At 52.7% G+C, this 15,246-nt stretch carries 15 protein-coding genes; 6 read left to right on the plus strand and 9 right to left on the minus strand.

Features of this window, described 5'->3' with window-relative positions; translation table 11 throughout:
• The first annotated feature begins 26 nt into the window (after positions 1-26).
• The 3 genes from ACQG11_RS07810 to ACQG11_RS07820 all read left to right on the plus strand — a co-directional run bounded on the left by ACQG11_RS07810 (position 27) and on the right by ACQG11_RS07820 (position 2,504).
• A complete protein-coding gene (locus ACQG11_RS07810; protein WP_023298821.1) occupies positions 27-908 on the plus strand; it encodes a LysR family transcriptional regulator in 882 nt (293 codons plus the stop codon).
• 32 nt (positions 909-940) lie between these two features.
• Positions 941-1,735 (plus strand): SDR family NAD(P)-dependent oxidoreductase, encoded by a 795-nt coding sequence (locus ACQG11_RS07815; RefSeq protein ID WP_022649696.1) that lies wholly within the window; start codon positions 941-943, stop codon positions 1,733-1,735.
• A gap of 106 nt (positions 1,736-1,841) precedes the next feature.
• The gene (locus ACQG11_RS07820) at positions 1,842-2,504 is read left to right on the plus strand and encodes an HAD family hydrolase (protein ID WP_063201337.1); all 663 of its coding nucleotides are present in this window, start codon (positions 1,842-1,844) and stop codon (positions 2,502-2,504) included.
• Positions 2,505-2,587: 83 nt separating this feature from the next.
• Here ACQG11_RS07820 and ACQG11_RS07825 read toward each other — a convergent pair whose 3' ends face one another.
• Positions 2,588-3,613 carry a TerC/Alx family metal homeostasis membrane protein gene (locus ACQG11_RS07825; RefSeq protein WP_426728290.1) on the minus strand — a complete coding sequence of 342 codons (1,026 nt, stop codon included), beginning with the start codon at positions 3,611-3,613 and terminating at the stop codon, positions 2,588-2,590.
• A 328-nt stretch (positions 3,614-3,941) separates the two neighbouring features.
• Here ACQG11_RS07825 and ACQG11_RS07830 point away from each other — a divergent pair, with 328 nt between their 5' ends.
• On the plus strand, positions 3,942-5,276 hold the full coding sequence (locus ACQG11_RS07830) for an MFS transporter (protein WP_045308786.1): 1,335 nt from the start codon (positions 3,942-3,944) through the stop codon (positions 5,274-5,276).
• A 36-nt stretch (positions 5,277-5,312) separates the two neighbouring features.
• On the opposite strand, the gene ACQG11_RS07835 is transcribed toward ACQG11_RS07830, so the two are convergent.
• Entirely contained in the window at positions 5,313-6,050 is a 738-nt protein-coding gene (locus ACQG11_RS07835) for an IclR family transcriptional regulator (RefSeq protein WP_063148109.1), read from the minus strand.
• Between the two features lie 169 nt (positions 6,051-6,219).
• On the opposite strand from ACQG11_RS07835, the gene ACQG11_RS07840 reads away from it, so the two are divergent.
• Together ACQG11_RS07840 and ACQG11_RS07845 are read left to right on the plus strand one after the other, a co-directional pair.
• Positions 6,220-6,912: an RraA family protein gene (locus ACQG11_RS07840; RefSeq protein ID WP_063146809.1), complete on the plus strand. Its 693-nt coding sequence runs from the start codon at positions 6,220-6,222 to the stop codon at positions 6,910-6,912.
• Positions 6,912-7,856 carry a hydroxyacid dehydrogenase gene (locus ACQG11_RS07845; protein ID WP_404348054.1) on the plus strand — a complete coding sequence of 315 codons (945 nt, stop codon included), beginning with the start codon at positions 6,912-6,914 and terminating at the stop codon, positions 7,854-7,856. The genes ACQG11_RS07840 and ACQG11_RS07845 overlap by 1 nt, the downstream gene beginning before the upstream one ends.
• Positions 7,857-8,224: 368 nt before the next feature.
• Here the strand turns inward: ACQG11_RS07845 and pcoE are convergent, their stop codons facing one another.
• The 7 genes from pcoE to pcoA all read right to left on the minus strand — a co-directional run bounded on the left by pcoE (position 8,225) and on the right by pcoA (position 15,076).
• On the minus strand, positions 8,225-8,659 hold the full coding sequence (gene pcoE / locus ACQG11_RS07850; RefSeq protein WP_000723069.1) for a copper resistance system metallochaperone PcoE: 435 nt from the start codon (positions 8,657-8,659) through the stop codon (positions 8,225-8,227).
• 217 nt (positions 8,660-8,876) lie between these two features.
• Complete coding sequence (gene pcoS / locus ACQG11_RS07855; protein WP_426728291.1) at positions 8,877-10,277, minus strand: copper resistance membrane spanning protein PcoS; 1,401 nt, start codon at positions 10,275-10,277, stop codon at positions 8,877-8,879.
• On the minus strand, positions 10,274-10,954 hold the full coding sequence (pcoR, locus tag ACQG11_RS07860) for a copper response regulator transcription factor PcoR (protein ID WP_001188930.1): 681 nt from the start codon (positions 10,952-10,954) through the stop codon (positions 10,274-10,276). The genes pcoS and pcoR overlap by 4 nt, the downstream gene beginning before the upstream one ends.
• Positions 10,955-11,008: 54 nt before the next feature.
• Positions 11,009-11,887, minus strand: coding sequence for a copper resistance inner membrane protein PcoD (gene pcoD / locus ACQG11_RS07865; RefSeq protein WP_229692861.1), 879 nt, complete (start codon positions 11,885-11,887; stop codon positions 11,009-11,011).
• A gap of 55 nt (positions 11,888-11,942) precedes the next feature.
• Positions 11,943-12,323 carry a copper resistance system metallochaperone PcoC gene (gene pcoC / locus ACQG11_RS07870; protein ID WP_000025662.1) on the minus strand — a complete coding sequence of 127 codons (381 nt, stop codon included), beginning with the start codon at positions 12,321-12,323 and terminating at the stop codon, positions 11,943-11,945.
• A 39-nt stretch (positions 12,324-12,362) separates the two neighbouring features.
• Positions 12,363-13,253: a copper resistance outer membrane transporter PcoB gene (gene pcoB / locus ACQG11_RS07875; protein ID WP_001378118.1), complete on the minus strand. Its 891-nt coding sequence runs from the start codon at positions 13,251-13,253 to the stop codon at positions 12,363-12,365.
• A gap of 5 nt (positions 13,254-13,258) precedes the next feature.
• Entirely contained in the window at positions 13,259-15,076 is a 1,818-nt protein-coding gene (gene pcoA / locus ACQG11_RS07880; RefSeq protein WP_000925240.1) for a multicopper oxidase PcoA, read from the minus strand.
• Positions 15,077-15,246 lie beyond the last annotated feature (170 nt).

Genomic DNA, 15,246 nt, shown 5'->3' on the forward strand with positions numbered 1-15,246 from the left:
AAATTCATCCAAAATTTAGATTAATCATGCACAAGACGACGCTCGAACAGTGGGCCTTGCTGGAAAGAGTCATCGAGGCTGGCAGCTTCGCTAAGGCGGCGGAAGAGACCCATCGCAGCCAGTCCTCGGTCAGCTATAACCTGTCGCTTTTGCAGGAGCGGCTGGGCGTAGCGCTCCTGATGACAGAGGGACGCCGTGCCGTGCTGACCCCGGCTGGTGAGCTGTTGCTGAACCAGGTTAAACCGCTGCTGAAAGCCTTCGCCTATGTTGAAACGCGCGCTGCGACCCTGCGCAGCGGGATGCGAACCCGTATCGACCTGATGGTAGACAGTATTTTTCCGCGCAGCCGGCTGTTCGCGATTTTGCGCCAGTTTCAGCAGCTGTACCCGCAAACGCAGGTGCGGCTTACCGAGGTGCTGGAAAACAGCCGCGCAGATGCGCTCAATGATGAGGCCGACGTGATGGTCTTAACCCGCCGCCAGGACATTACCGGCCTGGGCGAATGGCTGATGAATATCGATTTTGTTGCCGTCGCGCATCACGCGCACCCGCTGTTTGCGCTGGATACACCGCTTAACGACGAGATGCTTCGACCGTGGCCGCGCATTCAGATCGCAGACAGCCAGCCCACCGTTCGCCCCACCGGGGAGTCGTGGACATTCTCCACCATCGATGCCGCGATCGAAGCAGTGATGTATCAGGTTGGATATGGCTGGTTACCGGAAGAACGCATTCAGACCCCGCTCCAGCAGGGCATCCTCAAAATCCTGCCCCTCAGCCACGGCGTTCGACGCGCCACGCCGCTGCACCTCATCGTTAAACGCTCCCTCAGCCCGCTGGACGAGCAGGTTGAGACGCTGTTGCGCCTTTTTAAACAGGAGCCGTCATCGTCAACTGCTACGCTTTAAGTTTTGAACCATAAAACGACAAGGAGTGAACGATGAAAATCGATTTAACGGGGAAAGTAGCGCTGGTGACCGCGTCCACCGGCGGTATTGGGTTTGCCATCGCCCGCGGACTGGCGGAGAGCGGTGCGGAAGTGATCGTCAACGGGCGCAGCGTCGACTCGGTGAACAAAGGCATTCAGGCGCTCCAGCAGGTGGTGCCTGGCGTACAGGTCCGTGCCGCCATCGCCGACCTGAGCTCGCAGGAGGGCGTTGACGAACTGCTCAGGGTCGCCACGCACGTCGATATTCTGGTGAATAACGCCGGGATCTATGGCCAGCAGGATTTTTATTCCACCGACGACGAGACCTGGGAACGCTACTGGCAAACCAACGTGATGTCCGGCGTGCGCCTCTCCCGTGCCCTGCTGCCCGGTATGGTACAAAAAGGCTGGGGTCGGGTAGTGTTTATCTCGTCAGAATCGGCCTGCAATATTCCTGCGGATATGATCCACTATGGCGTGACAAAAACCGCCCAGCTCTCGCTGGCGCGCGGTCTGGCGAAGTTCGTGGCAGGCAGCGGCGTCACGGTGAACAGCGTGCTGCCGGGCCCGACAATGTCGGACGGTTTTGCCGCAATGATGAAAGACGAGATGGAGAGAACCGGCAAATCGCTGGAGCAGCTGGCGAAAGCGTTCGTGATGGAGAATCGCCCCAGCTCGGTTATTCAGCGCGCCGCAACGGTAGAAGAAGTGGCGAATATGGTGGTGTATGTCTGTTCCATGCAGGCCTCCGCGACTTCCGGCGCGGCGCTGCGCGTTGACGGTGGCGTGGTGGATGACATAGTTTGACCCGTCAGGCCACAGGTTCGAGAAAAAATGAGATCGGATAGAAGGACTGTGAAGGTAAAGCAGGTAAACTAGTGAACAGAATGTGTATTTCAGCTAAGACGTATTTATGACCAATATGATTGCCGACGAAGCCGTGGCGAAGTCCAGCGTGCTCTCTGTCTTTGACTTTGATGGTACGTTGACGCACCACGACAGTTTTATTCCGTTCCTGCGCTTTGCCTTTGGCAAGCGCTACTTTGCGGGTCGCCTGGTGCGCATGGCCCTGCCTACGCTGCACTGCGTGCGTCGCAAGCTGACGCGTGATGAGCTGAAAGAGGTGTTGATCAAAACCTTCCTGACGGGGGTGGATGAGCACTGGTTACGTCAGCAGGCAGAGGCCTTCTGTGAAAAATACTGGAACAAGCTTATGCGCCCGGAAGGGGTCATGGCTGTCGCCAACGAAGTTAATTCCGGTGCGGAAGTGACGATTTGCTCCGCCTCCCCGGCGCTGGTATTGCAGCCGTGGGCCGATAAGCTCGGCATTAAGCTGATTGGCACGCAGCTGGAAGTGAAAGACGGCAAGCTGACCGGGCGGATCACCGGTAACAACTGCCGCTGCGCGCAGAAAGTGGCGAGGCTGGAAAAGGTGTATGGCGATCTGAACGCATATCACCTGCGCGCCTGGGGCGACACGCGTGGCGACCACGAGCTGCTGGCGGCGGCGCAGGATCCGCACTGGCGCCATTTCCATCATCCGCGCAAGCGCCGAAACTCACCGATAATAAAGTAGCCTTTTGCCGGGTGACGGCTGCGCCTTACCCGGCCTACATCCCAGTCGTAGGCCCGGTAAGCGAAGCGCCACCGGGCGATACATCAGGCCTCACGTTTCCCCGGGAACATCACGCTCGCAATAATCCCCAGCGCCAGTACCCCCAGCACCACAAACAGGCTTGCCGTGGCACCGATGTTATAGCCGTGATGCCAGAAGTGATCGGTCGCATTCAGCCCCAGCTTGAACGCCACGAAGAACAGCAGTAACACTACCGCTTTCTCAAGATGCACCAGATACTGCTTCAGCGCTTCCAGCACGAAGTAGAGGGTACGCAGGCCGAGGATTGCGAACATCATGGCGCTGTAGATAATCAGCGGCTCGCGGCTGACGGCAATGATCGCGGGAACGGAGTCGAAGGCGAACATCACGTCGGACAGCTCTACCACCGCCACGCAGAGCAGCAGCGGCGTCGCGTAGCGCTTCGCCTTCTTCACACGACCTACCATCACCTCCTTGTTTTCAGGCTTCTCCAGCTCGGCGTCCACCTCTTTTTGGGTCAGGATAAACGCGTGGCTGCTGATTTTTGGCCAGACCGGATAGAAGCGTTTTACCAGGCGGTACGCCAGATGGTTGGAGTAATCCTCGACTTCATCACTCTCTTCATTGCGTTTCAGCATCATCACCGCCGTCCAGCCGACGACCAGCGCAAAAATCACCTCAACGTATGGCCCCAGGCTCAGCAGGCTGGTGCCGATGGCAACAAAAATACCGCGGAACACAATCGCCCCCAGCACGCCCCAGTAGAGCACGCGGTGACGATACTTATCCGGCACGCCGAACCAGGCGAAGATCGCCATCATCACAAACAGGTTGTCGACGGAGAGCACCTCTTCCAGTGCATAGCCGGTGAGGAACAGACTGGCCATCTCCGCGCCGTGGTGCACGTATAAGAAGCCAGCAAACGCCATCGCCATCATGACCCAGAAGATGGACCACATGGCCGCGCTTTTCAGCGAGATCGGTTTATCGTGACGGTGCATGAAGAGGTCGATAAACATCGCCCCAACGGCCATCACCACAAAGACAACAACGGTTTCCGTCGGGAAACCGAGATGAGCAGCAGACATAGACAACCCTTTTAAGAAGACAAAACACAACACCATGCAGGCTGGCGTAAACCAGAAGTGAGAATGGGGGAACGTGTTATTCGCCTATACCCCACAAAACCGCAGCTCTTTGGCTGCGCAAGGTGTGTACTTTACCTCACAACGGGGGGTGGCGCATCTGTCGTTTAGGCTCACGAGGTAAAGCCCGTTAACTGTGAGTCACGTCTTATTTACATCATTTAAACCTTCCATTAACTGGATAAAAAGAAGGCGCCGACGCTATAGTGGTTTTGTTTAATAAAACCGAGTTGTACCTGATAAAACCAAGAACAGACCCTGCGAGGAACACATGACAGAACATATTCGTAATGGCACTGCCGCCACTGAGGACATAGAAAGAGAGACTATGCGCAAGGTGATCTGGCGTATCCTCCCGTTTCTGATAGTCAGTTATCTGGTCTCCATTATCGATCGCGGCAATATCGGCATGGCTTCGCTACAGATGAATGAGGATCTCGGTCTCAGCAAAGCGGCATTTGGCTTCGCCAGTAGCCTCTATTTCGTGGCGTATTTTCTGTTTGAAGTTCCAAGCAATCTGGCAATGCAGAAAGTTGGCGCACGTCTGTGGATCCCCCGCATTATGATCAGCTGGGGGGTGGTATCCATGTGTATGGCACTGGTACAAAACACGACGTCGCTTTATATCGTGCGTTTTCTGCTGGGTGCCGCGGAGGCGGGCTTCTTCCCCGGCGTCGTACTCTTTCTGACCTGGTGGATCCCTTCCCGCTACCGTGCGCGAATTATCGCGTCCTTTATGGTCGCGATCCCGCTGGCCAATTTTATTGGCTCGCCGCTGTCCGGGTTGATTCTGTCGCTGGATGGATGGCTGGGTCTGCGCGGCTGGCATCTGCTGTTTATCATTGAAGGTTTACCCGCCGTCCTGCTGGGTATTGCCGCCTGGTTTGTTCTTCGCGATCGTCCGCACCAGGCTAACTGGCTTAACGCGGAACAGAAAAAATGGCTGGAAACGACGCTTGAAACCGAGCGTCAACAGCAAAAAAATATCGGACACCAGACGACATGGCAGTTGCTCAGGCATCGTCAAATCTGGCTGCTGGCGCTGATTTACGCAGGCGCGTCATCAGCGGGCACCACCATCAGCGTCTGGTCACCGCAGCTGCTGAAATCGTTCCACCTTGATAATCTGGAGACGGGTCTGTTCAACGCCATTCCTTACGGTCTGGCATCCGTACTGATGATTGTGTGGGGACGCAGTTCGGACCGAACCAACGAACGCCGCTGGCATACCGCTCTGACCCTTTTCATTATTGCCGCAGGCGTATTTGCCGCCTTTGTCAGCGTCTCTCTTTCCGCCACCATTGTTATCCTGAGCATCATGCTGATAGGGGCGTATTCAATGAAGGGGCCTTTCTGGGCGCTGGCGTCAGGCTGGATGAGCAGCACGTCGGCGGCTGCGGGGCTGGCTGCAATTGGCGCCATCGCTAACCTTATCGGCGGTGCGGTGATGGTCAACGCTTACGGTATTATCAACGAACGGACGGGTAGCCACACGCTGGCCATGCTTCCTCTGGCGGCGTTATGCGTCACGGGGGGTATCGCGGTATTGGTGATGGGACGCCAGGCCCGCAATGCTCAGTTGCATGAAAAGCAGGTCACCCATTAGACATAACAAAAGCGGGACGCACGTCCCGCTTTATGCTTAGAGACTCTCTTCCGCAGTATCCTGCGTTTCCCCATAAAACTGCTGGCAAAAAGGCTTACTGGCCCCCATTTTCTGTGACAGGCGGCTGGCGGTGGCATGCATTAGCTGGCTGATCCCCTGTTCACGGCGATCTTCAGTCAGTCTGGAGATGGGCCCGGTCAACGCCAGCGCCGCAATCAGCTTGTCATTGACGCCGAAGACGGGCATTGCGAACGCCGCAGTATGCGGGTCACGGGCGCCTGCGGTATAGAGCGGAACAGCGGGCTCCCCCTCTGGCAGCGGGTCATTAAGGCCCCAGTGGCGAAGCACTTTACTGATGGCAGAATCGTCCAGCGGAAACTGAGTACCCGGCAGATTGCTGTGACGCAACCCGTGCGATGCTTCTGCCCGGAACAGGCACAGACGTTGCCCGCCTTCTAACACATACCAGCTGGCGCTCTCCTGAGAGGCCTGTGATAACGCCTGAAGCTCAGGCTGCACCACCCGGGAAAGATGGAAAGATTGTTCATAAAGTTTGCCAAGGTAAAGCAGACGTGGGCCAAGCGCATAATTGCCGTCATCATGCCTGACGACATAGTTCATTCGCTCAAGCGAATTCATTAACCGGTAAACCGTGGTTTTGTGATAACCCGATAGCTGCGCCAGCGCGGTCAGCGTCAGGCTCTCATCGCCGGGACGGAAGCAATCCAGTAAAGCCAGCGCCTTTTCGACCGCTACAACGCCTTCGTTACCCATCATCATCTCCTTTTCTGCTCGGCAGTGAGTGTACCTCAATTTTTGTGAGTCACTTCGTGTTTACATCACAAACGCCATCGCAGATCTGGCTAATGGGAAAGTAACACCGCTATAGTTGTTTTGTATTGTACACCTGCATTGTACACAGTAAAACAATATGGAGGCATATATGTCCGTTTCTGAAAAATCATTGATTAATCGTCAGGTCGAACGCGTATCGGCTGAACAGGTTCACCAGGCTGCCGAGTATCAGGCCGCCATTCTGGCGGATGTTGCCGGTCGCCGCGGTACACTCCATGGTCGTATCAAACCGCTCGCGCCTCACATGGCCGTTGCGGGCCCGGCAGTCACCGTGGAGGTGCGCCCGGGAGATAATCTGGCCATCCATGCCGCAATGGCCGTAGCACAGCCTGGCGATGTGTTGGTTGTTGACGGGAAAGGCGACCTGACCTGTGCGCTGCTCGGTGAGATTATGGCGACGCAGGCCCAGGCAAGCGGTATTGCGGGCATCATCATTGACGGGGCGGTACGTGATGCCGATACCCTGAGTAAAGGGCACTACCCCGTCTTCGCCGCCGGTCTTAACCCCTGTGGCCCGACAAAATCCATTCCTGGCCGGGTTAATCACCCCATCTCTATCGCTGGTGCAACGGTACGAGCCGGGGATCTGGTGGTCGCGGATATCGACGGCGTGGTGGTGATCCCGCGTGATGAAGTGCAGGCCGTTATCGCCATGGCCAAAGGGAAACTCGAAACAGAGACCCGACGTATTGCTGCTATTCGTGAGGGCGATTTACGTCCACACTGGCTTAACGACGCGCTGCGTAAGGCAGGCATGTTATCTGACGGGGAGACGCTGTAATGGAAGACAAACGCGTTGTACTGGTCACGGGATGCGACCTGGCGGACCAGGCTGTCAACATGCTGCGAGACTTTGACGTGGTGTATGCCGGTCACCAGCCCACAGAAGATCAGCTGGTTACGCTGTGCGAACGGCACAATCCTGTGGCCATCCTGGTGCGTTACGGCAAAATAACCGCAAGGATCATGGATGCAGCCCCTGCATTACAGGTTATATCGAAACACGGAAGCGGCATTGACGTGATAGACCAGCCAGCGGCAGCGGCGCGTAATATCGCCGTTCGTTCCGCCCCCGGTGCCAATGCGGCAGCGGTTGCAGAACATACCTGGGCATTGATCCTTGCCTGTGCCAAATCCGTGGTCACCCTTGATAAACGCCTGCGCGACGGGCACTGGGATAAAGCCACGCACAAATCTATCGAGCTGGAAGGCATGACGCTGGGGCTTATCGGTCTGGGGGCGATTGGCTCGCGGGTTGCGCTGGTGGGGCAGGCATTCGGCATGCAGATTGTGGCGTATGATCCTTACGCTAAAACGATGCCTTCTGGTTGTGAACGGGCAAACACCTTACCCGACCTTTTATCCCGTGCCGATGTTATCTCATTGCATTGTCCGCTCACTGACGACAACAGAGGAATGATCAACGCAGACACGCTCGCGCACTGTAAACGTAACGCGATTCTGGTGAACACAGCGCGCGGCGGGTTGGTTAACGATGAAGCCCTGTTACACGCGCTGAAGGATGGAACCTTGCACAGCGCGGCACTCGACAGCTTTACCAGCGAGCCACTGACCGCCCCGAACCTGTGGCAGACCGTCGATAACGTCATCATTTCGCCGCATATTGGCGGCGTCAGCGCAGCGTCATACATCAAGATGGGAACCGTGGCCGCCAGCAATATTCTGGACGTTGTACACCTGACTGACGTCGCCGTCAGCCCCTGAAATGCAATGATGAATGACCGCGCCCGCTTGTCATTTACCCTCAGCTGTGTAGAGACATTAAAGTTGTATCCTTTAACCTGAAAAAGACTTTAAAGTTGTAAAGTTTTAAAAAAACACATACAAAACATGATGCTAAGTGTGTATCACACGCTGTTCCAACATTATGCCTTGATGTTCTTGCAGGAACTGCAATTTACAGGAGGAAAAAGGTGTTTTTGTAGTTATCTGGCGTTACGTGACAGTGTTGGTCAGATACTTCCACCTCTTCAGAGTTAAAGTTTGATATATGGGAAAAAAAACGCTCCCGGACGGGAGCGTAAGCCAGTGACTTCGGCGTCAAATGAGGGTCTAACAAGTGGAGCTGCGGGTTAATTCTGGGTGATCTGACTGCGATGCTTATCAGCCTGCTGCTGGTGAACAACGGAAGACTGACCATTATTCGCCTTCTCATGTACAGCTGCGGCCTTCTCATGCTCGCTCATTTCAGAAAATGACTTTGCTGTTTCGTTGGTAGCTCCGGGTTTAGCTTTCATCATTTTTTTATGCATTTCAGCCATGTCCTGGTGGGCAGCAGAATTGCTGTTTTGCATCATGTCATGGGACATTGCGGCCTGATCGTGACTGCTCATATCCATCATTGTCATGCTGTCTCCCTGAATTGCACTTTTTTCAGCAGATGACTGCATCTGGTGGGCAGGTGCCTGTGCATTATTTACCTGGTCATGCATGTTCATTGTCTCTGCAGCCATGGCAGATGAAGCGGCAGCCATAATGGCAACAAATGATACGAGAATCTTTTTCATGGTTGGGTCTCCGGTGTTTACATACCCAAACAATCAATGGCTTATAACAGAGAAAGCAGTTGATCTCAGGGCGGGTTAATCATCACTCCAGGAACCAGGTGATTGTGTTATCACGCTGCTCCTGATTTATGAATAATTATAAAAAACCGCCTCTGTTTATCGCGTGACTGAATGATGACAATTTTGTCACCTTCCAGGTTTCTCCTGAACAACGGGATTAATCCATTAACAGGCGCACTTTGAACACAATTTCACGCCCCTGCTGTTCTGCTGACAGCTCGCCGCCGTGAGCATGAATGATCGACCTTGTAATTGATAATCCCAGCCCCGCGCCTTCCGTGTTGTAGAACCTTGATGAGTCTGCGCGATAGAACCGGTCAAACAAACGTTCCAGATTAGCGGGAACCTGGCCGGACATCGTATTCGTAATCATCACGTTCACACAGTCACTGTCACGCTCAAGGTGTATCGCTGTACAGGTGTTATCGGGAGAATACTTGATTGCATTGGAAAGCAGGTTACTGAAAGCACGTCGGAGCATATCGCTGTCTCCGGCAACAACGCCCTCTCCTTCAACCGTGATTGTCTTTCCTGTTTCGTCTGCCAGGGGCTCGAACAACTCACGTAATTCATTCAGTTCGGCTGCCAGATCCACATCATGTTTATCCAGCCGCAGCAGACCATGCTCTGAACGTGCCAGAAAAAGCATGTCACTGGTCATTCGTGACAACCTTTTCAGTTCTTCCAGGTTAGCGAATAAAATTTCGCGGTAATGCGAAACATCCCTTTCCTTAGCCAGTGCAAACTGCGTCTGCATCATCAGATTACTGACTGGTGTGCGCAGCTCATGCGCGATGTCAGACGAGAAATCTGACAGTTTCCGGAATGCCCCCTCCAGGCGATCAAACATATTATTGAACTCCTGCATGGTCTCAGAGATTTCCGGCGGAGCCAGATCGGGATTTAGACGCTGATCCAGGCTGTGTACGGTCATGGAGGAAGCCAGACCGGTCATTTCCCGTAGCGGTTTCAGACCAATACGTGTGGTCAGCCAGCCCAGAAAAACAGAAATAAAGACCAGACCGATATTGAACCAGAACAGCCAGGTACTGAGTTTGTCCATAAACAGGGTGTGATACCCAGTATCCGTGGCAACCGTAATGATGACATGTTTGCTTTTACCCTGTTCCGGCGTCACGGCAACCCGCCGCGAGATACTGCGGTACACGGTGTTATTTTCTTCCGTCTGGATCATATAGTCGAGAATATCACCCGACTTATTAAGCAGGACCGCTGGAACAACAGAATTTTTGGCATAGAGTTCAACAATTTTTTCATTTTCCATGTTTTTTATAGAAATGAATAAGCCATTGTGCCCCACCATCGCATCGTTTATTTTTTCTGATAATGACTTAATATCCGTTTTGTTCCTGAACGTCTCTGTTTTAAGAAACTCTTCGGTGAGCTGAAGTTTACCTGTCAGAAAATCGCGGTCCTGATTATCGAAATAGCCATTAAGGGTGCTAATCAGGATAAAACTTGATAACCACCATACCGTAAGCATCACCGCAGAAAAAATCAGGCTCAGGCGTGTGGTCAGGGAAATTTTGAACCTCACTCTTCTCTGATCTCCAGGACATATCCGGCACCGCGAACGGTATGGATCAGTTTTGGCTCAAAGTCATCATCAATTTTACTTCTCAGACGTCTCACGGCGACATCAATCACATTCGTATCACTGTCAAAATTCATGTTCCAGACCAGGGACGAGATAAGACTCCTGGGTAACACTTCTCCGGTGCGTTGCAGCAGCAACTCAAGCAGAACGTATTCTTTACCGGTGAGATGGATCTTCTTCCCCGAACGGATCACGGTCCGGCGCACCATATCAACGGTCATATCGGCGATGGTGCAGACTGTTGCGGCCTGCGAGCGTGCCCGGCGCAGTAGGGTTCTTACACGTGCAACCAGCTCCGTAAAATCAAAGGGCTTAATCAGGTAGTCATCTGCGCCAAGCTCCAGTCCTTTCACTTTGTCCCGCACGTTGTCCTTTGCGGTTAAAAACAGGACCGGTTCTTCGTGCCCGGACTCCCTCAGTGCGCTGATGATTTGCCACCCGTCGAGGAAAGGCAGCATCACGTCCAGTATTATCAAATCATACTGTCCCTTCGACGCGGCCCCGAGACCATCGCGGCCATTATTAAAGAGATCGGCCTGATAGCCTTCCTCAACCAGTCCCTGCTGCAGGTAACGACCTGTTTTTTGTTCGTCTTCAACGATTAAAATACGCTGCATGGTCAACTCGCTGATATGAAAGTAAAAATCTCACGCATGAGCTTTGGCTGTCCCCTAGCTGACCTGAGACGGAGCAAGCATTCCGAGCCACGCTACGGCGCCCAGAATGATAATCGCAACAACGAATTCTGTCAGGATGCTGTTTCGCATCAGGGCAACGCTGCGATCATAATTCCCTTCCCTGACCATAACTTCAAGCCGGGGACCCAGGTGAAACCGGTTTGCTGCAGCCAGAAGAAGCATCAGAACAAACAGAGCCGTCTTGGCAAGCAATATCCTCCCCCAGGAACTGTTGAATAAGGGAGTTAAGTTACCCTCAGCAATATACAGATAGTTGACCAGCGCACTCAGGATCAGGGCTACAACAATCACCGTTCCTGCCGTGGCAAATTTTGCCAGGGAGTCAGATATCACAATGACGCTCTGTGCATTATGCTCGTTTCTGCGCATCAGCAGGATAGCAAATGCAACCAGAGCACCTGTCCAGGCACCTGCAGCGCCGAGATGGGTCAGATCGCTCAGTAAATGGAGATAGTAATGCAGACCGTCATGCATAACGGCGTGTCCTCCCCAGGCAAGTGTAGCCAGCGCCACGCCCCCACTCATCGTCATCAGCAGGCAGGACAATACTCTCTTATTAGTGTAAAGGAACAAAGCACCGAGTGTGGTAAACAGGGCACAGAGCCTGACAATCCAGCTAATACCCACATCAGTTTCTTCTATCACCATCTCGATAACATGGATGGATAATTCTCTGAGGTCAGTTACTCCACTCATGGCATTAGATACCAGGAGCATATTAATGCCAGTAAGAATGATGCCTGTAACAACAGCAAAAGTTATAAACGACCTGAAATTAGTCAGGTTATAGGTTTCATGTCTGACACCGCTTATTCCATATATCTGAAAAAATGGCAATCCAAATATTACCATCAAATCCAGATAAAGAAGAAAACGAATAACAATCATAATCAGGTCGTTCATAATATTACTTCACTGTAAAGGTGTAATTACCGGTAATAGGGTGCGTATCTGAAGAAACCGCGCGCCAGTCAACACGATAAGTGCCAGCGGGTAAAGGCTCTCGCGGAATAATGACCATCGATTTAGGGTCAGCGCCTGGCGCCACTTTTGCCGCGACCGGCATCGGAGAATGTGATGACATGCCTTTCATACCCGTCATCGTTAATTTTGCACCTGAGAATTTCACGGTCAGATTTTCCGAGAAATTAAGCTGAATCTTTTCCGGGGCCGCTACGGCTGAATCAGCCTGTGGCACAGAGCTTTTTAATTCCGGATGGGCCATAGCAGAGAAAGCAACGCCCATAACGAGGCCACCTGTAAGAATGGCTTTATTTAAAATCGACATTTTATTTACCTGTTTAGTTGAGTGTTTTATATCAGTGCGTTAAAACCAGATTCTGGCTCCCGCCAGGAATACTACCTGATGGTCTTTCTCACCTTCTCTTTTCGCCATATCGGATGTTTTCCCGTAAAGTTGATTCCAGGAAACGCCTATATAGGGTGCAAACTCACGGCGTATTTCATAGCGCAGCCGGAGCCCCAGCTCTGTGTCAGTCAGTCCCCTGCCGCGACCCCGCGATTCATCATCCTGACTGTAGAAATTCACCTCATAGGATGGCTGGAGTATGAGCCGGTTAGTCAGTAAAACGTCGTATTCTCCTCCCAGACGAAGGGCTGCTTTTCCGCCATTACTGACAAAACCCGTAATTTCAGACTCAAAATTATAGAGTGCCAGCCCCTGAAAACCGACAGCAGCCCAGGTCCGGGCAGAAGCAGGTCTGAAATCCTGCCTGACACCCGCAACCAAATCCCACCATGGGCCAACCGCATGTCCCCAGAGTAACTGCGCTTCAGCCGCCTCCGTTTCCCCATTGCTTCGTTCACCTTCACTCTTTAGCCAAATCCGATCTGTGTCGCCTCCAATCCAGCTGTTAACACTCCAGCTGAAATTGTTGGTGTTATCCGACCGTTGCCATTCCAGTTGATCCAGCAGAACCAGATAATTAATCGCACTGTCGTGAATCGCATGCCCCTGTAAATTGCCGAATGCAGCCTTCCGGTCGGCATCGGTAACAGGCGGAATTGGCGTTCTGCTCTCAGTTACAATGGGCTCCATTGACGTCATCTCAGTGAAATTCTCATCTGCTGGCATCTGCATGGCAGACATGTCGTGCCCGGCGTGGGGATCTGCAGAGACGGAGCCCGCCGCAATAGAAAGCTGTGAGGTAAACAAACCGGCGACCAGAACAGGTATGGCCTTCAAATTTCTCTTCATTCGCATCATTCCTCCACCCGGACTTCACGAAACATTCCCATTTCCATGTGATAGAGCAAATGGCAGTGATACGCCCAGCGGCCAAGCGCATCTGCTGTCACTCTGTAACTGCGTTTTGTACCAGGGGGAACATCTATTGTGTGTTTACGAACCATGAAATTACCGTTTTCATCTTCCAGATCGCTCCACATACCATGCAGGTGAATGGGGTGAGTCATCATGGTATCGTTGATCAGCGTGATCCTGAGCCGCTCACCGTATTTCAGCAGCACCGGTGCGGCATCTGAAAACTTGATTCCGTTAAATGACCAGGCAAACTTTTCCATGTGGCCGGTTAAATGCAGTTCTATGGTACGGCCAGGTTCACGTCCGTCAGGATCCTCAAAGCGGCTTTTCAAATCCGCGTACGTGAGAACCTTTCTTCCGTTATTTCGAAGACCAATACCCGGATCATTTAATTTCGGAGAGACGCTCATCGCCTGCATATCAACCAGTGGGTTATCCGTTTCTGACGCAGGATGACTTTGCATACCCGGCATTCCGGCCATCCGGGAATGATCCATACCGGCCATGCTGCTGTGATCCATGGGCGCGGAGGATGTCCCGCTATCCGGAAGGTCAGCACCGTCCATAGACATCATCTCTCCGCTGTTATCCATGCCTCCCATCTGGCTGTGGTCCATTCCTGCCATATCATGTCCCATTCCCCCCATACCCATATCTTCCATGGTCAACAGAGGACGGGGATCGAGGGGGGGAACGGCAGCACTTAACCCCTCTCTCGTGGCCAGTGTCCCTCGAGCGTAACCGGTCCTGTCCATGGATTGTGCGAAGATGGTATAGGCCTCACCCTGAGGCTCCACAATGACATCATAGGTTTCGGCAACGGCAATCCTGAATTCGTCAACGGTAACCGGGTTTACATACTGGCCATCTGCAGCCACGACCGTCATTTTCAGCCCGGGGATACGGATATCGAAATAGGTCATTGCCGAGCCGTTGATAAACCGTAAGCGTATCTTTTCACCGGGACGGAACAGTCCGGTCCAGTTTTTCAGCGGGGCCTGCCCGTTCATGAGATAGGTGTAGGTGTAGCCACTGACATCCGCGAGGTCAGTCGGATTCATTTTCATTTCAGCCCACATTTTCCGATCGGCAATGGTGGCTGACAGCCCCCTGGTATTCACGTCGCGGAAAAAAGAGCCAACGGTTGGTTTATTGAAATTGTAGTAATCCGACTGTTTTTTTAATTTTTTCAGCAGGCTGTGAGGATTTTCATCGGTCCAGTCAGACAACATGACCACATGCTCACGATCGTAAGTAAACGGTTCTGGCTCCCCGGCATCGATGATAATGGCACCGTATACCCCCTCCTGTTCCTGCAGACCGGAATGGCTGTGGTACCAGTAAGTCCCGTTCTGCTTAACCTTAAAGGTGTAAACGTAGGTATCATCAGGCTCTATGCCCATAAAACTCAGCCCCGGAACACCATCCATATTGGCCGGAAGAATAATGCCGTGCCAGTGAATGGACGTCTGTTCATTAAGACGGTTTTTGACCTTCAGGGTAATGGTGTCACCTTCTTTCCAGCGAAGAACGGGCCCCGGCAGGCCTCCATTGATTGTTTTGGCCTGACGCTCACTGCCCGTGATATTGACGGCCGTTTCACCAATGGTCAGGTCAAACTGAGTACCCTGCAGGGATGCGGCAACTGGCAGGCTCAGACTGGAACGCGCATTGAAACTCCATACGCCAAGACTTCCGGCTACGCCAGAGAGGGTTAACCCCTTCAGGAAAGTTCGTCGAGACGTTTTCAACAGCATGCGCATTCCCTTATTTAAAGTATGGTTACTGACAGAATTCGAGAACCGATTTAAATTAAATTACTGGTTCATCCACTTACAATGAAATGAATCTAGCACACCTTAAGAAACAAATTCATTACAATCGTGTAATGTACATAGCTGTATTACATTTACGTCATCTTCCCCAC

Source organism: Enterobacter cloacae complex sp. 372C4, from assembly GCF_050030615.1.
GTDB classification, from domain to species: Bacteria; Pseudomonadota; Gammaproteobacteria; order Enterobacterales; family Enterobacteriaceae; genus Enterobacter; species Enterobacter intestinihominis.